The following is a 16,303-nucleotide window of genomic DNA, read 5'->3' on the forward strand; positions in this document are numbered from 1 at the left end:
CTTTTAACAGGTGCTATAGTCCACCCTAACGGCGGCTTATGATGGAGCGGATTGTGATGATCAAATTTTCCGAAGACCTAGTGCCCCTGACCGACCTGAAGACGAATCCCGGACGGGTTATGAAACACGTGGCCGAGGTTCACCGGCCCGTACTGCTGACGAGTCGGGGCAGGGGTGTTGCCGTGGTTCAGTCGGTGGCGGATTACGAAAAGGCCGAGGAAGAGCGGGAATTCATGCGCGCCGTCGTGGCGGGTCTGGCGGACCTGGAGGGCGGTCGGGAAGTCTCGCTGGACGAGGCCAGGGCGCAGCTCGGTCTCAACTAGCAATATGCCCGGCATTACGATCACGTTTGCCGAATCCGCCCTGCGCGATCTCAAGCAGATGCAGGAGTGGTACTCGGAGCAGGGCGTGCCGGAGGTCGGACAGAGACTGGTACAAGAGATTTTCCAACGAGTTCAGGCCCTGAACGACCACCCCGACATCGGCAGGGTAGTGCCTGAATTTGACCAGCCGTTTCTGCGAGAGCTCGTCCATCCACCGTTCCGCATCGTGTACCGGCGTGATCCCGACCGGGTAAGGGTTGTCCGGGTCTGGCGAAGCGAACGCCTGCTGCACCTCCCTGGTGGAGCGTCGAAGAAGAACTAGGCAGCCACCAGATCTCCGCTCACGGTTTGTGGCGTTTGAACGCCATCCCGGAAACCGCAAACCGGTTATCCGCAATCTCGGCCGGCGGTGCAGGCGTTAGCGTCAGCGATCTCGATTCTCCGCCTCGCTCCGGCCGGGATGACGTTTTGGCCGCGGAAAAATAAATCTGTCCCCGTTTTTCCAACTAGCAATATGCCCGGCATTACCATCACGTTTGCCGAATCCGCCCTGCGCGATCTCAAGGAGATGCAGGAGTGGTACTCGGAGCAAGGTGTGCCGGAGGTCGGACAGAGGCTGGTGCAAGAGATTTTCCAACGAGTCCAGGCCCTGAACGACCACCCCGACATCGGCAGGGTAGTGCCCGAATTTGACCAGCCGCTCCTGCGAGAGGTCGTCCATCCACCGTCCCGCATCGTGTACCGGCGTGATCCCGATCGGGTGAGGGTTGTCCGCGTCTGGCGAAGCGAACGCCTGCTGCACCTCCCTGGTGGAGCGTCGAAGAAGAACTAGGCAGCCACCAGATCTCCGCTCACGGTTCGTGGCGTTTGAGCGCACGCAAGCCCGGCCCACCGTCGTTGCGAGGCCTCGAAGAGGCCGCACCAATCGGCCGGACTGGCCCGAGACCTTGTTGGTAGCATTCGCGGTGCCGGATCGGATCGGAAAGGTGGTGTCCTCTTTCTCCGGCTACGTCCCGCGCCCCGCCTTGAGACCATACATCGCGCGGTCGGCTCGCCCCAGCAGTTCGTCTGGATCGCCGTCTCCCGGACCGTAGGCCCAACCCAGAGTCATCGCCACCGTGACCTCGCCCGCAGCAAGCTGGACCGGCCGGGACACCGCCGCCTGCAGTCGCTTCCCCTCGGCTTCGGTTGAATCGTCGCCAAACAGTAGCACCGCAAACTCGTCACCCCCGACCCGGGCCACACAGGCCGGCTCGCTGAGTGCCTCCTCCAGCCGGCGGGCGACCACCCCCAGCAGTTCGTCGCCCGCCGCGTGTCCGAACCGATCGTTCACCGGCTTGAACTGGTCGAGATCGATGAAGCCTACGGCGAACGCTTCGCCGGTCCGCTGGGACCAGGCGATTGCGTCCTGCAGGCGCTTATAGAAAGCACGCCGGTTGGGTAGACCGGTCAGCGGGTCGTGGCTAGCCTCGTGCTGCAGCTGGCGTCCGGCCTTGTCGAGCTGTGACGCCTGCTCGCGCAAATCATGGTGCATGGTCACCAGGGTCCGCCGGGTGAGCAGAATCAGAGCCAACGCGAACACCACTCCGCCCCCACCGAACACCAGCATGAAGCGCTGCGTGTGCTCCCCGACTTCGCCAGCGCGCTCGGCTGCCGCTTCCATCTGTGCGCGTTCATGTGCTCGCAACGCTTCGATGGAACTGTCGAACTTCCGATCAAGATCAAACAGACGCTCGCTCAGGATCGCCATTGCCGGCGCGATCTCCTCGCGGGCCGCCAGGTCCACCACCTGGTCTTGCAGCTTCACGATGTCCGGGATCAGGGCATCCTGTTCCTCAAGCCTTGCCCGCGCCTCATCCTCGGTCACGCGCTCATCGAGAGCCGCGCGCACCTCGCCGACCCGGTTCCCCCAGCGGTGGTACTCCATCATTAGGTCATCACGCTCAAAGGGGTCGTCGGTGATGACCTGATTCACCATGGTCTGGTGGCGATTGTAGGCGGCCTCCAGCAGATCGGACGCCAGCTGGATGCGCTGTCCTCGCTCCTCGGTGATGTGATGCAGCTCGGCCAGCAGGCGTTGGTTCTGCCACAGGCTGTTGCCCACAATCACGATCATGCCCGCCAGCAGGACCACGAAAGCGACCGTGATGGCGTTCAACAACCGCCCGCTGATCCGCTGCACCTTTTGCGAGAACTGCATCGACTACTCCTTCCAAGGGGCGAGCATGGGGAGCCCCCGTCCCATGGGCCAAGCGCCCCGCACTGTCGCGCGGATTCCGGATAGTATCGGATCGAACCGTGATTTCTTACTCGAATATGAGGCGGAGGGCCAAAGCAACGTCTGCCCCGTCATTCCCCGCCGTCATTGCGAGGCCTCGAAGAGGCCGCGGCAATCCGTCGGAGCGGCCCGAGCCTCTACCGATCCCCTTTGCGGTGCCCGAGTGGGATCTAATCCCAGAGCAAGAGCCCATTTATGGGCCGGAATGCGCCGTTTAAGTCCCTGGAACAGCCCTTCAGATTCCACAACCGGTTTAAAGTCATACTGTTACCGTGGTCTGACCCAATGATTGGCGAACCCTCGGGAAAATAAATCTGTCCCCATTTTTCCTTGGGCGGCGTACGAAACGCTCCGGGAGCGCGACCCAAAGCTGCATCGAGCCCTGCGCCGGATCCTCAAGGAAATGCTCCGGAACGATCCAGCTACGGGAACGGGTAAGCCGGAGCGCCTTCGGCATTCGCTGTCGGGCTTCTGGTCCCGACGTCTCTCCTCCCGGGATCGCCTGATCTACCGCTTCGACGATCAAGCCATCTACGTCTTCGCGATCGGCGGCCATTACGACAGGCTCTGAACCTCTGGCGTCCGGGGCTTAAACAGCAACATTAAACGGGGACAAGCATTAAACGGCGACAGATTTATTTTCGGTCGCAAGGATGCGGCGGTGATGCAGGAGGAGAGCTATGCCAAGGATGGCGCGAGTGGTGTTGCCGCATATGCCGCACCATGTGGTGCAGCGCGGGCACAATCGGCAGATCGTGTTTGCGGAGGACGAGGATTACGAGCGGTACCTGGAGGACCTGCGCGAGCTGAGTAGCGCGCTGGATATTCGGGTGTACGCGTACTGCCTGATGACCAACCACGTGCATCTGTTGCTGGGGCCAGGCGAAGAAGTGGCCTCAATGGGCCGCTTGATGAAGGCATTGGCGGCGCGCGCCACGCGGTATCGCAATCGGCTGGAGGGGCGCTCCGGTACGTTGTGGGAAGGGCGCTACAAGTCCAGCCCGGTGCAGACGGAGACGTATCTTCTTGCTTGTACGCGCTACATCGAGTTGAACCCGGTACGAGCGCAAATGGTGCCGGCCGCCGGAGAGTACCCCTGGTCCAGCTTCCGCCAGCGCATGGGTGAGGCGGAGTGCTGGATAGATCTCGACCCGGCGTATCGCGACCTCGCGGATGACAACGCCGAACGACGTGTCCGCTATGCGCGGTTCGTGGAGCAGGGCGTCCCGGAGCAGGAGCTGTCGCTGATGCGCGAGGCGTTGCAGCGCGGCCAACTCACCGGCAACCAGCGTTTTGTGGATGAGGTGGAGCAGATCATCGGCTGGCGCGTTGAGCGGCGGCGTCCTGGCCGCCCGCCGTCACGTGAGACATGAGAAAATAAATCTGTCCCCTTTTGTCGTCCAGGCCGTCCGCCGTTACGTCAGGCATGAGAAAATAAATCTGTCCCCGTTTTTGTTAACGTTTTTGTTAAAGTCCCTTTTCTACAGCAAGTTACCGTGGTCCGACCCCCGTTATTTTCCGCCCCGTTACGGAGTGGCCGGTGGGTTATCCCCGTCTAAAACAAAACGCTCTGGCTTCGGCCGGGACCTGGAAGGACCTCGTGAACATCTTCTACCTCATACCATACGTGCACTACTTCGTTGTTGTGGCCGTATGCGACGTCGTGCCTGAGTGTAACGCGAATAGAATCCCCTGGTTGCAATGCCACCTTTCCTATTTGAAATTCGGATAGCCAGTATTCGTCCGCTATTCTGACATCGATGGGGTGCCCGTCTTTTAAGACAGACCATTTTGAATGTCCGAGATAGTCGGGCTTCTTGACCTTGAGAATAGCGACTTCTCGGCTGGTGACCAATTCCCGCGTGAGAATGTCCATGATTGCGTCGGCCGAAATCCCCAGATTCCTGTTGAAGTAAGCACTTCCGAATCGGCTTCTGTATTCGAGTTTGTCGTGTTCTCCCAAGTATCTCAATATATTAGTGATGCTGTTGATATGATGGAGTAGCGATCTGCGATCGATTGGGCTATATGCAGGGAGCTGCTTTATGTCGGTTTCATGCGCAAGGTTCTCAATCTGCTCTTCAAGAGAGCGTACCTCATTTATGTCGTCGATCGATTCTTTATCCTCGCACCAGCGTATAACCGCGTACTTCGCTTTTATTAGGAAATGTCCGACTAATCGTCGTACGTCAACGTTCTTAAGCGCTTCGTCAGGTAGGTCCTCCAAGAAGTTACGTAGCTTGGTCCGCAAGGAGCTTACCTCGATGTCGGAAAGCTCGACATGCGGAATGCACGAAGCGGAGATTACAGAAGCGAGATCTTTGTCCAAGGCGGAAAGGGCATCGATCATTCCACCCGTAACATGAAATATACGAGCCGGATCACCAGCGCCTCTTTGGTAATCGAGATAGAGCTCGTATTGATCATCCATGTCAGTCATAGGAAATCCTTGTTCCTGTACAGTGATAGAGGGTCAGGGCTTGCTTTTTGCCTCTTTAGCTGACCAAGGGCAAAAAGCAAGGTCTGACTCCGGGGTCCCGCAAGAGTTAGCCAGGCACTGCTCCGATAATACCCTTAATTCCCGATATGAAGAGTCCCACCAAAAGTAGGACTAACCCAACCTGTGCAGCCCTTAGCCAGGGAGCAACAATGGTCACATGGGTAACTGGCTTGCCACTGACAAATGTGTTCGAGCTTGGGGAGATCTTTATTCCTCTGAATGAGAATAAAGCCAAAACCAACGTACCTATGATCTGAAGGATGGCGTATAAGCCAACCAAGTGGACCATATTGGATTCATCGAATGCATATAGATCGATCATATTGAAATTCCTATAAGCGAGTGTCTAGTGCGCAGTTGTATTGAATAAAGCTGCATGCGTGTGTGTTGACGCGGTTAGGGGCTTGGGACGAGCAATGAAGCCTTGATGCTGGTGGTCGATGGTCATGTCAGACGCCAATGGTTGTGATCGGTCTCGTGGTGTGCCTGGCCGAGGATTTGGAGGGCGGCGAGGACCTGGGTGATTGACTTCGTTGGTTTGCGCTTGAAGTGGCTGGCCAGGGCGTCCGGGGTTTGGGGGCCGATGGCGAGGAGGCGGCGGACGGCTTCGACCTGATCGGGCATGGATTTGGGCCAGGTGGGCTTTTTGGCCGGTTCGGTCGGGGTGTCGGCGGCGGCCTCGGGTTTGGCTTCGAGCGTGGCGGTGGTCTGGGTGGCTTCGGGGGCCTGGTAGTCGGGGCGCAGCCAGCGGATGTGGCCCTGGGCTTCTTCGGCGGCGCGTTCGGCGTTGAGCGCGACAAGGCGGCTGAGGAGTTCTTCTTCGGCTTCGGCCTGGTCGGCGGGCTTGTCCGGCAACGGGGTGGTGGCACCGGGGCGGCCGACGAGGCGGTCGGCGAGGTCGTTCCAGCCGTAGGCGTTGAAGACGGCGCGGTCGAGGTCGTCGTGCGGTTCGTTTAGGAGTGAGACAAGGCCGCTTTCGGTGGACGACGCCGATTGCAGGCCGTGCCTTTTGCTTGGGTGACGCGGGACGGAGGGCAGGAGCAGGCCGATGGATGTCTGCGCCGTCATCACCGAGGACCCTCCAGCAGGAGCTGGTTGGGCGCGGGTTCGCGGAAGTATTCGCCCCGGAACTCGCGGCGCGCGCGGATGCGGTGGTTGGTGCATTCGACCATTTGCGCTTCGGAGTCCCAGCTGTCGCAGCCTGCCGGGACCTCATACTGGGCGATGAACGCGCGTTCAAACGCTCGTTCCCTGCGGGCCTCGGCGGCTTCGCGCTGACGGATCTCCTCTTCGCGCTGACGGGCCGCCTCTTCACGCCGGTGTTGCTGTTGCAGGCGTTCCTGTTGACTGCGCAGGCCGTCGATCGCCGGTTTGACGAGCTGCTCTGCTGCCTCGTTCTGAAGGACTCCGAGGCGCTCAAGCATCTGGTTCACGGCCCGGATCTGCATGTGGTAGTGCAACAGGTAGGCTAGGGCGAGCACGAGCGCCAGGATCAGCACGACCATGAGGAGTTGCTTGGTGCTCCGGTCCATCGCCGGCTCTTCCGAGTGACGAGGTTGCCGTCCCCGTTTACGACGGGGCGGCCCGTCGCGGTCGTAATCTCGGTCTGATAGCCCCATCCGTGCAGCTCTCTCGTTGGTTGTCCAGGTTGTTCGTCGGTTCCTTCGGGGAGACCATATCAATCTTGAGCAAATGGCGCGTGTGCATGCAGGCGTAGCCGCGATTACTGGAGCAGGGCGGAGTTCGATACGATGCCAGGGAACAACGGCATTGATGCCAAGGGATGGGAATGACGAGGGAGCGCGCAGGGACTGGCGGGGGTGGCCGGGCGGTTGTCTCCGAACGGTTTACATATTCGGCAGACAAGGAGCGTGGTAGTGCGCGTTAGGAGGCACAGTTTTAGGCGGGGGCAGGGAGCGTCGCGATGCTGATCTACACGGCCGACAAGCGCCGGTTCATCGAGCATGTGCGCGGCAACGAGATCGAGGATCGCATTCTGGCAAGGATGCTGGGAAGCGGGAAGGGCAAGCCCTCTCCCAACGAGATCACGTCCTGGCGCAACTCGATGCAGTACATGGAAAACGTGCTCAGCGCATCCAGGATCCCGGACGATGCGGGCGTGGCGATCGAATACATGATCCCGCAGACCTCGAAGCGGGTGGACTTCATTCTGACGGGGCGCAACAGCGACGGGCATGACACTGCAGTGATCGTCGAGCTTAAGCAGTGGGAGCATGTGGAGGCGACCGAGAAGGATGCGATCGTGCGCACCTTCGTCGGCGGACGGGAACGGGAAGTCACGCATCCGTCCTACCAGGCGTGGTCCTATGCGGCGCTGCTGGAGGACTACAACGAAACTGTTCAGACCGACAACATCGGTTTGCATCCCTGCGCCTACCTGCACAACAGCATGTCGCCTGCGATCGGGGATGAGCGGTATCACGAGCATCTGGAACGCGCACCGGCCTTTTTGAAGGCGGATACCGAAAAGCTCGCCCGGTTCCTGAGCCAGCATGTGCGCGAGGGGGATGCCAACGACATCCTCTATCGGGTCGAGCACGGTCGGATCCGTCCGTCGAAGTCGTTGGCGGATCATCTGGCGTCACTTCTCGAGGGCAATGCCGAGTTCCTGATGATCGATGACCAGAAGCTGGTTTTCGAGAGCGCGTTGGATCTTTCCGCGATCGCCGAAGAGCACGGGAAACAGGTGTTCATCGTGCAGGGCGGACCGGGGACCGGGAAGTCGGTCGTGGCTGTGAACCTGCTCGGGGAGCTAACCCGGCAGGGCAAGGTGGCCCAGTACGTGACGCGTAATGCGGCGCCCAGGGCGGTATACGAGGCCCGACTGACCGGCACGATGAAGAAGAGCCGGATCAGCAACCTGTTCCGAGGTTCCGGTTCCTATCACGAGACGGAGGCGGAAACGTTCGACACCCTGATCGTGGACGAGGCTCACCGGCTGAACGAGAAGTCGGGCATGTATCAGAACCTGGGGGAGAACCAGGCCAAGGAGATCATCCGCGCCGCACGCACGGCGGTCTTCTTTCTGGACGAGGAGCAGCGGATCCACTGGAAGGATATTGGCTCGCGCGAGGAGATCGAACGGTGGGCGAAGGCCGCCGGGGCAACCATCCACTACGCCGAGTTGCGCTCCCAGTTTCGCTGTGCCGGTTCGGACGGCTACCTGGCTTGGCTGGATCAGGCGCTGCAGATCCGGGAGACCGCGAACGAGGACCTGGACGAACTGGATTACTCGGTAGAGGTCGTCGATTCGCCCACCGAGTTGCGTGATCGCATCTTCGCGCTGAACGTGGAGGCCAACCGGGCGCGGCTGCTGGCTGGCTACTGCTGGGACTGGGACAGCAAGAAGAACGCGGAGGCGATGGATATCCGGTTCGCGGAGCACAACTTCGCGATGCAGTGGAACCTGGACAAGGACGGTTCCACCTGGATGATTCAGCCGGATTCGGTCCACCAGATCGGCTGTATCCATACCAGCCAGGGGCTGGAGCTGGATTATGTGGGCGTGATCATCGGGCCGGACCTGATCGTACGCGATGGCGAAGTGATCACGGTCCCGGAGGCGCGTTCAAAGAACGATGCGTCCATCAAGGGCTACAAGAAGGCGCTGAAGGAAAACCCGGATCAGGCGCGCAAGAAGGCCGACCAGATCATCAAGAACACCTACCGCACTCTGATGAGCCGCGGGATGAAGGGTTGCTTGATCTGGTCGGCGGACCCGGAGACTAACGACTACTTCCGCGCGCTCGTCCATGGACACGTGGGAGAGCCGGACGTAGTGGATGGAGAAGGGGGCGATACGGATACCCTGCCGTTCCCGAAACTAGCACTGGAGGAGGTCGAGCCTTTCGAAAATGCGTTGCCGGTGGTTTCGTTCAAGGCGGCTGCTGGCGGTTTCAGCGAACTGCAAAACGTTGAACAGAACCCGGAGGCTTTCGATTGGGTGACACCGCCCGACTTCATCGCACCAAAGCCCGGCATGTTCATCGCCCAGGTAGTCGGGGAATCGATGAATCGCCGGATTCCGGATGGGGCGTGGTGCTTGTTCGCGCCGCCTGGGGGCGGTACGCGCGAGGGCAAGATCGTACTGGTGCAGCACCGCGACATCGACGACCCGGATACCGGCGCGAGTTTCACCATCAAGCGCTACCACAGCGAGAAAACCACCGACCCGGATACGGAGTGGCGCCACGCGCGGATCATCCTCAAGCCGGAATCCAGTCTGCCGGGCTATCAGCCGATCGTACTCGAGGACGATGCGCTGTCCGAGCTCGTGGTCGTGGGCGAATACGTCGGTCAGCTCGATAGTTGAGGGACTTCGCCCAGGCGCTGATTTTGCCGAGCGCTCGCCTCAGCCGTGTTGGGGTCTTGCGACGGCGGTGTTACAGCTCCGAGTACTTGCGGGCGTTGCCGTGCGCCTTTTCCACGGGATACTTCCGCGCGTTCATCTCCAACTTGTCGCTGGCAGCTTGCACGAGATCGATATCGAGCTTGCGGGCCAGGAGTAGCAGATAGATCTGCACATCGGCGATCTCTTGCCGAACCGACTCGTATGCCTCGCCGGACAACTCCCGCGACTGCTCCTGAGTCAACCACTGGAAGTGCTCAATCAGTTCACCAACCTCGCCAGCGAGCGCCATCGCTAGGTTCTTGGGCGAGTGGAACTGGGCCCAGTCGCGCTCCTCGACGAACGTCTCTACCCGGGAAGCCAGCTCTTCTAGGCTCTTTGTGCCGTTCGAATCTGCGTTCATCTTCGCTCCTCAGACTGTTGGCCTTGGTCTGGGCATCCTAACGGATTCACTCACCTGTTGATTGAGGGCCGCGCGATCCCGTTTATGCCCGGCCCTTCGCTTCGCTGCGGCCGGGATGACGAGGGGGGCTGCGGGCGGGATGACGGTGTGTGGTGGGGCACAAATTGTGGGAGTGTGCTGTGGGAGCGTGCTTGCACGCGAAGCCTTTGACTGTGTCCGGCTTTGGCAGGGGCTTCGCCTGCAAGCAGGCTCCTACAGGGGGAGACGGGCAACAGTGGGGTGATGTGTTCGGTTGGCGCTACTTGGTTGGGAGGCAGTCGGGTAGGGATTGTTCGAGCGAGTGGGGGGTGATGCCGAGGTCGGCGAAGGTGCCGAGGGTGGGGTTGGCGATGTTGTCCTGTTGCATCAGGTAGAGCTGGTCGCGGGTCAGGGGCGGGTTGGGGAGCAGTGAGCCGAGGGCGGCCGGGACGTGCCAGACGGTAAATGGCATGGGCAGCATGGGGCGTTTGCGGCCCAGGTGCGTGAGGACCAGGGCCACGATCTGGCGGTAGGTGAGGATGTCCGGGCCGCCGAGTTCGTAGATGGGGTGTGTGGGCGGCTCGTCTGCGCACAGGCTCGTGAGGGCGCGGGCGATGTCGCTGACGTGTACCGGTTGCAGGCGGGTGGTGCCGCGGCCGAACAGGGGAATCACCGGCAGGGGCGCGAGGCCGGCCAGGTTGCGCAGGAAGGCGTCGCCCGGGCCGAAGAGGACGCTGGGGCGCACGATGATGGCGTCGGGGAATTCGCGGAGGGCGGCGGCTTCGCCTTGCGCTCGGGCACGGATGTACGACGAGGGCGAGCGGCGGTCGGCGCCGATGCCGGAGATCTGCACGACGCGCTCCAGTCCCGCGTTTCGGGCGGCGCGGGCGAGGCGCGCGGCGCCTTCGACGTGGATGGTGGTGAAGCGCAGGTCGCGTTGCCCCACGTACAGGCTGACGGCGTTGATAACGCCCCGGGCGCCTTCCACGGCGCGGGCGACATCGGCATCGTCCCGGATGTCGGCGCGGCAGTGCTCCACTCGGGGGTGATTTTGCAGAGAATCGGGTAGTACCGGGCGGCGCGAGGCGATGCGCACGGTGTGCCCGGCGTCGAGCAGTTCTTGCACCGTGGCGCGGCCGAGAAAGCCGGTGCCGCCGAATACCGTGATGCGCTTCGGGTGCATGGTGAGCCCCCTTGGTTCAAGTTCGCCGGGCCGTATGACTGAGCGATGGCTTGTCGCGCAGACTGGCCGGGTCAGCGGCGTCGCGTTGCCCCTGGGAAAGCCGGACGGGGATGCGTTGCGATGGGCTTTGACAGGGGGCGGGGAGTCGGTACAATACGCGGCTCGAAGACGACAGGCGCGTAGCTCAGCTGGTTAGAGCACTACCTTGACATGGTAGGGGTCGTTGGTTCGAGTCCAATCGCGCCTACCAGTTTGTAGAAAAAAGCGAGTCAGGGTCCGCCCGGCTCGCTTTTTTTGTGTCCGGGGTTCGGGCGGGCGCGTCGACAGGGCCGTGTAGAGGCGGCAGGCTGAGCGCTCGCATGCGGTTAGAAGAGGGGGCTTCGCGTCCGGCGATTGCTTGGTGATGCGTTATCCGGTTTGGTTTTCCTGGCTTGTGGCGGTGCTGTTGCTGGCGCTGGTGGCTGGCTGTGCCCCGCTGCAGCCGGCGCCGGAGCGTGCCTGGCAGGGGCTGGAGCCGCCGGCGACCGAGGGGCCGCTGGCGACGTGGCTGCAGGGGCATCCGCCAGCCCGGGACGAGGGCAAGACGGGCTTCCGGCTGCTGGACGAGGGGGCGGAGGCGTTTCGCTGGCGCGTGATGAGCGTGCGCATGGCACGCGAGCGCATTCAGGTTCAGTCCTACATCTGGCGCGACGATGCGGCGGGCCGGGTGCTGATGGGCGAGCTGCTGGGGGCGGCGGATCGCGGGGTGCGGGTGTCGCTGCTGCTGGATGACATCGATGCGCGCGGGCGCGACGCCACCCTGGCCGCGATCGATCAGCACCCGAATATCGAGGTGCGGGTCTTCAACCCGTTTCGCAGCCGCGAGGGCTTGTTGCGCGCGAGTGCGGAGTTCTTCTTCCGCGGCAGCGACCTGAACCACCGGATGCACAACAAGGCCTGGATCGTGGATGGGCATCTGGCGATCACGGGTGGGCGCAATGTCGGGGACGAATATTTCGAGGCCAGCCCGGACTACAACTTTGCGGACCTGGACCTGGTGGTGGTGGGGCCGCTGGTCCGGGAGATCGATCTTTCGTTTGTGGAGTTCTGGAACAGTCCGGGGGCGATCGGGGTCGAGCGTCTGGCGCGGGAGAACGCCTCACCGGAGCGGCTGGCGATGCAGCAGGGGGCCTTGCGCGCCTGGCTGGCACAGAACCACACCCACCCCCTGATGCAGATGGAGCCCCTGAACGGATTGCCGGTGCCGCAGCCGGTGGCGGATGGGGCGGCCTATGTGTGGACTACGCAGGCCGAGTTCGTGGTGGATGACGAGGCCAAGGCGCGCGGGCGCGGCGAGGGTTCGCGGGTTGCGAATGCGCTGGGCGAGCGGCTGCTGGGCGTGGAAGAGGAACTGCTGATCGTGTCGCCGTATTTTGTGCCGGGGCGCGACGGGGCGGCCCAGTTGGCGCGCATGAGCGAGGCGGGGGTCCGGATTCAGGTGCTGACGAATTCGCTGGCCGCCAATGATGTGGCCTTTACCCATGCGGGGTATGCGAGCCGGCGCCACGCCTTGCTGGATGCCGGCGTGGAGCTGTTCGAGCTGCGCCCCACGGGGCCGCCGCGCTGGGCGCGCCTGGAGCGCGACCGCGGGATCGATGCCTCGCAGGCCAGCCTGCACACCAAGCTGCTGGTGTTCGACGGCCGCGAGGCCTTTGTGGGCTCGTTCAATCTGGATCCGCGCTCGGCGCATACCAACAGCGAGTCGGGCGTGTTCCTGCGCGAGCCGGTTCTGGTGGAGCGGCTCGCGGCGCTGCATCAACAAGGGATTCGGCCGCAGGTGGCCTACCGGGTGGGGCGGGATGCGACCGGCGGCCTGGTGTGGCGGGACGGGTCCGGCAATGCCCACCGTTACGAGCCCAAGGCCGGGCTGTGGCGCCGGTTCGTGTCCGGCGTGACCCGAATTCTTCCGGTCGAGCCGTTATTGTAGGGGCCGGCCAGACGGTAGAGGCCGGCCAGCGGCCCAGACACTCAAGGAAAGGAGAGCGAGCGATCATGGAATGTGGACAGTGTGGCAAGCAGAACCCGCCGGACGCGCGGTTCTGCATCCAGTGCGGGGCGCCGATGGCGGCCGGAGCCGGTGGGCACGACGGCCCGCCCGAGGACCGCGCGGCCTATGGCGGGTTCTGGGTCCGCGTCGGGGCCTATCTGGTGGATGGCGTGATCATCGGGGTGCCGCAGATCGTGGCGCAGGCCGTGATCAGCCCGGAGACGATGGCGGTGCGCGGGCCGGATGAGCCGGTGCCGCCGGCGGAGGTGGCCTGGTTTCTGGTGAATATGCTGGTGGCCTGGCTGTACTGGGCGGGCATGCACAGCTCCCGGTATCAGGCCACGCTGGGCAAGATGGTGTTCGGGCTGCGGGTGGTGGATTTCAACGGCGAGCGGATCTCGTTCCTGCGCGCGACCGGGCGGCACTTCGCGACCATTCTGTCCGGGATGATCCTGATGATCGGCTACATCATGGTGGCCTTCACCCGGCGCCGGCAGGCGCTGCACGACTTGATTGCGCAGACCCTGGTGGTGCGCAAGGAGTGGGTGCGCTGAGCGTGGGCGGGCGGCTGCGCCACATCCCGCTGTCCTCGGGGAACGCGTGGTGACGGAACTGGGGGCGGCAACAGTGGACTTCGACGTGGTCGTGATCGGCGGCGGCGCGGCCGGGCTGATGTGTGCGCTGACGGCAGGCGGGCGCGGGCGGCGGGTGCTGGTGCTGGACCACGCCAACCGGGTGGGCAAGAAGATCCTGATGTCCGGTGGCGGGCGCTGCAACTTCACCAACATGTACTGCGAGCCGGAGAATTTCATCTCCGCGAATCCGCATTTCGTGAAGTCCGCGCTCAGCCGCTACACCCAGTGGGACTTTATCGCCCTGGTGGAGAAGCACGGCATCCCGTACCACGAGAAGAAGCTGGGGCAGCTGTTCTGTGACCGGTCGTCGAAGGACATTGTGCAGATGCTGCTCGACGAGTGCGCGGCGGCCGGCGTGACCGTGCGCACGGATACACCGGTGACGGATGTGGCCAAGGGGGCGCCGCATCGGCTGCAGGCCGGCGGGGATGCGATGGCCTGCGAGTCGCTGGTGATCGCCACGGGGGGCTATTCGATCCCGCGCATGGGGGCCACGGGCTTCGGGCTGGACCTGGCGCGTTCGCTGGGCCTGGCGGTCCAGCCCACCCGGCCGGCCCTGGTGCCGTTCACCCTGGGCGGGCGGCCCCTGGAGGAGCTGGAGGGGCTGTCGGGTGTGTCGCTGGACACGGTGACGACCGCCGGGGGCATGAGGTTTCGGGAAAACCTGCTGTTCACGCATCGGGGGCTCAGCGGGCCGGCGGTGCTCCAGGCCTCGTCGTACTGGGTGGAGGGGGAGCCGGTGGCGATCGATCTGTTCCCGGGCATGGACCTGGCCGCCCATCTGCGCGAGCTGCGGGAGCAGCGCCCGAAACTGGAGCTGAAGAGCGTGCTGGGGGAGCAGTTGACCCGCCGGGTCGCGCAGCGCTGGTGCGAGCTGTGGGTGGAGAACCGGCCGCTGGAGCGCCTGAGCAATGCCGATATCGAGCAGGTAACGGGGGTTTGTCAGCCCTGGACGGTCTGGCCGTCCGGGACCGAGGGCTACCGCACCGCGGAGGTGACGCTGGGCGGGGTGGATACCGCCGCCCTGTCCTCGAAGACGATGGAGTGCCGCTCGATCCCGGGGCTCTATTTTATTGGCGAGGTCGTGGACGTGACCGGGCATCTGGGCGGACACAACTTCCAGTGGGCCTGGGCCTCCGGGTACGCGGCGGGCATGTACGTCTGAGCGGGTTTTTGTGCGTCGCGAACACGGCCTTTCGTGCTGTTCGGGAAACTGTGCTGGGGTTTCGCCTGTCGGGTTGGAAGGACCCGTGTTGGAAGAACCCGGGGTGGGTGACTACTCTTCAAATTCCCAAGCAGCAACGCAAGGAGCTGGCATGAAGATCGATCAGTTGGTAGAGACGGCCGAAGCGATGGTGGCCCCTGGAAAGGGCATCATCGCCATCGATGAATCCACCGGGACGATCGGCAAGCGGCTCGGCGCGGTCGGGGTCGAGAACACCGAGGAGAACCGGCGGACCTATCGCGAACTGCTGCTGACCACGCCGCAGCTCAACGAGTACATCTCGGGCGCGATCCTGTATGACGAGACCATCCGCCAGTCGACCCGCGACGGCAAGCCGTTCGTCGACGTGATGAACGAGTCCGGCATGCTGCCGGGCATCAAGGTGGATACCGGCGCGAAGGACCTGGCCGGTTTCCCCGGCGAGAAGGTGACCGAGGGCCTGGATGGCCTGCGCGAACGCCTGGAGGAATACGCCAAAATGGGCGCGCGGTTCGCCAAGTGGCGCGCGGTGATCACGATTGGCGACACCATGCCCACCGACACCTGCATCGAGTCGAATGCGCACGCGCTGGCGCGGTATGCCGCGCTGTGCCAGGAGCAGGGCATCGTCCCGATCGTGGAGCCGGAGGTCCTGATGGACGGCAGTCACGACATCGAGACCTGCTACGGCGTGACCGAGGCGACCCAGCGCGCGGTGTTCAAGGCGCTCTACGAGCATCATGTCCTGCTGGAGGGCACCATCCTGAAGGCCAGCATGGTGCTGCCGGGCAAGGACTGCCCCGAGCAGGCCAGCGTGGAGGATGTCGCGCATGCGACGCTGCGCTGCCTGGAGTCCGCTGTGCCGGCGATCCTGCCCGGGATCGTGTTCCTCTCCGGTGGGCAGAGCGATGCCGACGCCACCAATCACCTGGATGCGATGAACCGCATCGGCGGGGCTCCGTGGCCGCTGTCCTTCTCCTATGGTCGCGGCATGCAGCAGGCGGCGATGGAGCTGTGGGGCAAGGACATGGGCGCCAATTTCGAGAAGGCCCAGCAGACGGTGTACGAGCGCGCCCGCGACAACGGGCTGGCGGCCCAGGGCAAGTACGCGGCCTGAAGCTAATGCCGCATGGCCTGGATCCAGGGCCGGATCCACGGCCGGGTCCACGGATTGGGGGATCTATTGATCTGGATCAAGAAAGAGCGGCGGATGGCTGACTAGCCTGAAACCGTCGGATCCGAACAACGGCCGCCAAGGAGCGCACGATCCCCCAGCGTGCAGGCGGCCGGATGCTTCCGACGGTGTATGTCGCGTCTTGGCCTGCTATCTCCGGATAGCAGGCTTTTTTGTGTCGATTGCCTGC

15 protein-coding genes, 1 tRNA gene and 1 pseudogene are annotated in these 16,303 nt (G+C 63.1%); 11 read left to right on the forward strand and 6 right to left on the reverse strand.

Going from position 1 to position 16,303, the window contains the following annotated elements; translation table 11 throughout:
* Nucleotides 1-38 precede the first annotated feature (38 nt).
* The 3 genes from F793_RS0101980 (at nt 39) to F793_RS0101990 (ending at nt 1,155) form a co-directional block, all read left to right on the forward strand.
* Nucleotides 39-323, forward strand: coding sequence for a type II toxin-antitoxin system Phd/YefM family antitoxin (locus F793_RS0101980; RefSeq protein ID WP_018882136.1), 285 nt, complete (start codon nt 39-41; stop codon nt 321-323).
* A gap of 4 nt (nt 324-327) precedes the next feature.
* On the forward strand, nt 328-645 hold the full coding sequence (locus tag F793_RS0101985) for a type II toxin-antitoxin system RelE/ParE family toxin (protein ID WP_018882135.1): 318 nt from the start codon (nt 328-330) through the stop codon (nt 643-645).
* Between the two features lie 192 nt (nt 646-837).
* Entirely contained in the window at nt 838-1,155 is a 318-nt protein-coding gene (locus tag F793_RS0101990; RefSeq protein ID WP_018882134.1) for a type II toxin-antitoxin system RelE/ParE family toxin, read from the forward strand.
* Nucleotides 1,156-1,329: 174 nt separating this feature from the next.
* On the opposite strand, the gene F793_RS0101995 is transcribed toward F793_RS0101990, so the two are convergent.
* Nucleotides 1,330-2,523 carry a diguanylate cyclase domain-containing protein gene (locus tag F793_RS0101995; protein ID WP_018882133.1) on the reverse strand — a complete coding sequence of 398 codons (1,194 nt, stop codon included), beginning with the start codon at nt 2,521-2,523 and terminating at the stop codon, nt 1,330-1,332.
* 400 nt (nt 2,524-2,923) lie between these two features.
* Here F793_RS0101995 and F793_RS14225 point away from each other — a divergent pair, with 400 nt between their 5' ends.
* Together F793_RS14225 and F793_RS0102005 are read left to right on the forward strand one after the other, a co-directional pair.
* Nucleotides 2,924-3,172, forward strand: coding sequence for a Txe/YoeB family addiction module toxin (locus tag F793_RS14225; RefSeq protein ID WP_081618672.1), 249 nt, complete (start codon nt 2,924-2,926; stop codon nt 3,170-3,172).
* 109 nt (nt 3,173-3,281) lie between these two features.
* Nucleotides 3,282-3,974, forward strand: a complete 693-nt coding sequence (locus F793_RS0102005) for a transposase (RefSeq protein ID WP_018882131.1) — start codon at nt 3,282-3,284, stop codon at nt 3,972-3,974.
* A gap of 182 nt (nt 3,975-4,156) precedes the next feature.
* Here the strand turns inward: F793_RS0102005 and F793_RS0102010 are convergent, their stop codons facing one another.
* The 3 genes and pseudogenes from F793_RS0102010 to F793_RS0102020 all read right to left on the reverse strand — a co-directional run bounded on the left by F793_RS0102010 (nt 4,157) and on the right by F793_RS0102020 (nt 6,633).
* Nucleotides 4,157-5,041: a hypothetical protein gene (locus F793_RS0102010; protein WP_018882130.1), complete on the reverse strand. Its 885-nt coding sequence runs from the start codon at nt 5,039-5,041 to the stop codon at nt 4,157-4,159.
* 504 nt (nt 5,042-5,545) lie between these two features.
* Nucleotides 5,546-6,079, reverse strand: a pseudogene (locus F793_RS0102015) (hypothetical protein); the annotation flags it as partial.
* Between the two features lie 89 nt (nt 6,080-6,168).
* Complete coding sequence (locus F793_RS0102020; protein ID WP_019592764.1) at nt 6,169-6,633, reverse strand: hypothetical protein; 465 nt, start codon at nt 6,631-6,633, stop codon at nt 6,169-6,171.
* 392 nt (nt 6,634-7,025) lie between these two features.
* On the opposite strand from F793_RS0102020, the gene F793_RS0102025 reads away from it, so the two are divergent.
* On the forward strand, nt 7,026-9,434 hold the full coding sequence (locus F793_RS0102025) for a DNA/RNA helicase domain-containing protein (protein WP_018882127.1): 2,409 nt from the start codon (nt 7,026-7,028) through the stop codon (nt 9,432-9,434).
* A 70-nt stretch (nt 9,435-9,504) separates the two neighbouring features.
* Here the strand turns inward: F793_RS0102025 and F793_RS0102030 are convergent, their stop codons facing one another.
* Complete coding sequence (locus F793_RS0102030) at nt 9,505-9,873, reverse strand: nucleotide pyrophosphohydrolase (RefSeq protein ID WP_018882126.1); 369 nt, start codon at nt 9,871-9,873, stop codon at nt 9,505-9,507.
* Between the two features lie 298 nt (nt 9,874-10,171).
* On the reverse strand, nt 10,172-11,074 hold the full coding sequence (locus F793_RS0102035) for a complex I NDUFA9 subunit family protein (RefSeq protein WP_018882125.1): 903 nt from the start codon (nt 11,072-11,074) through the stop codon (nt 10,172-10,174).
* A 173-nt stretch (nt 11,075-11,247) separates the two neighbouring features.
* Between F793_RS0102035 and F793_RS0102040 the strand changes: the two genes are divergently transcribed.
* The 5 genes from F793_RS0102040 (at nt 11,248) to F793_RS0102060 (ending at nt 16,056) form a co-directional block, all read left to right on the forward strand.
* A tRNA-Val gene (locus F793_RS0102040) sits at nt 11,248-11,324 on the forward strand.
* A gap of 153 nt (nt 11,325-11,477) precedes the next feature.
* Entirely contained in the window at nt 11,478-13,040 is a 1,563-nt protein-coding gene (locus F793_RS0102045; protein ID WP_018882124.1) for a phospholipase D family protein, read from the forward strand.
* A 65-nt stretch (nt 13,041-13,105) separates the two neighbouring features.
* Nucleotides 13,106-13,654 (forward strand): RDD family protein, encoded by a 549-nt coding sequence (locus F793_RS0102050; protein ID WP_018879064.1) that lies wholly within the window; start codon nt 13,106-13,108, stop codon nt 13,652-13,654.
* Nucleotides 13,655-13,727: 73 nt separating this feature from the next.
* Nucleotides 13,728-14,900, forward strand: coding sequence for an NAD(P)/FAD-dependent oxidoreductase (locus F793_RS0102055; RefSeq protein ID WP_018882123.1), 1,173 nt, complete (start codon nt 13,728-13,730; stop codon nt 14,898-14,900).
* Between the two features lie 151 nt (nt 14,901-15,051).
* On the forward strand, nt 15,052-16,056 hold the full coding sequence (locus F793_RS0102060; RefSeq protein WP_018882122.1) for a class I fructose-bisphosphate aldolase: 1,005 nt from the start codon (nt 15,052-15,054) through the stop codon (nt 16,054-16,056).
* Nucleotides 16,057-16,303 lie beyond the last annotated feature (247 nt).

The sequence above is a fragment of the Thioalkalivibrio sp. ALE22 genome, from assembly GCF_000381445.1.
Classification (GTDB): Bacteria; Pseudomonadota; Gammaproteobacteria; order Ectothiorhodospirales; family Ectothiorhodospiraceae; genus Thioalkalivibrio.

Bases quoted from the DNA above. Each gene is read 5' to 3' on its own strand.
- F793_RS0101980 (WP_018882136.1), top strand. From the start codon at position 39: ATGATGGAGCGGATTGTGATGATCAAATTTTCCGAAGACCTAGTGCCC.
- F793_RS0101985 (WP_018882135.1), top strand. From the start codon at position 328: ATGCCCGGCATTACGATCACGTTTGCCGAATCCGCCCTGCGCGATCTC.
- F793_RS0101990 (WP_018882134.1), top strand. From the start codon at position 838: ATGCCCGGCATTACCATCACGTTTGCCGAATCCGCCCTGCGCGATCTC.
- F793_RS0101995 (WP_018882133.1), bottom strand. From the start codon at position 2,523: ATGCAGTTCTCGCAAAAGGTGCAGCGGATCAGCGGGCGGTTGTTGAAC.
- F793_RS0102005 (WP_018882131.1), top strand. From the start codon at position 3,282: ATGCCAAGGATGGCGCGAGTGGTGTTGCCGCATATGCCGCACCATGTG.
- F793_RS0102010 (WP_018882130.1), bottom strand. From the start codon at position 5,041: ATGACTGACATGGATGATCAATACGAGCTCTATCTCGATTACCAAAGA.
- F793_RS0102020 (WP_019592764.1), bottom strand. From the start codon at position 6,633: ATGGACCGGAGCACCAAGCAACTCCTCATGGTCGTGCTGATCCTGGCG.
- F793_RS0102025 (WP_018882127.1), top strand. From the start codon at position 7,026: ATGCTGATCTACACGGCCGACAAGCGCCGGTTCATCGAGCATGTGCGC.
- F793_RS0102030 (WP_018882126.1), bottom strand. From the start codon at position 9,873: ATGAACGCAGATTCGAACGGCACAAAGAGCCTAGAAGAGCTGGCTTCC.
- F793_RS0102035 (WP_018882125.1), bottom strand. From the start codon at position 11,074: ATGCACCCGAAGCGCATCACGGTATTCGGCGGCACCGGCTTTCTCGGC.
- F793_RS0102045 (WP_018882124.1), top strand. From the start codon at position 11,478: ATGCGTTATCCGGTTTGGTTTTCCTGGCTTGTGGCGGTGCTGTTGCTG.
- F793_RS0102050 (WP_018879064.1), top strand. From the start codon at position 13,106: ATGGAATGTGGACAGTGTGGCAAGCAGAACCCGCCGGACGCGCGGTTC.
- F793_RS0102060 (WP_018882122.1), top strand. From the start codon at position 15,052: ATGAAGATCGATCAGTTGGTAGAGACGGCCGAAGCGATGGTGGCCCCT.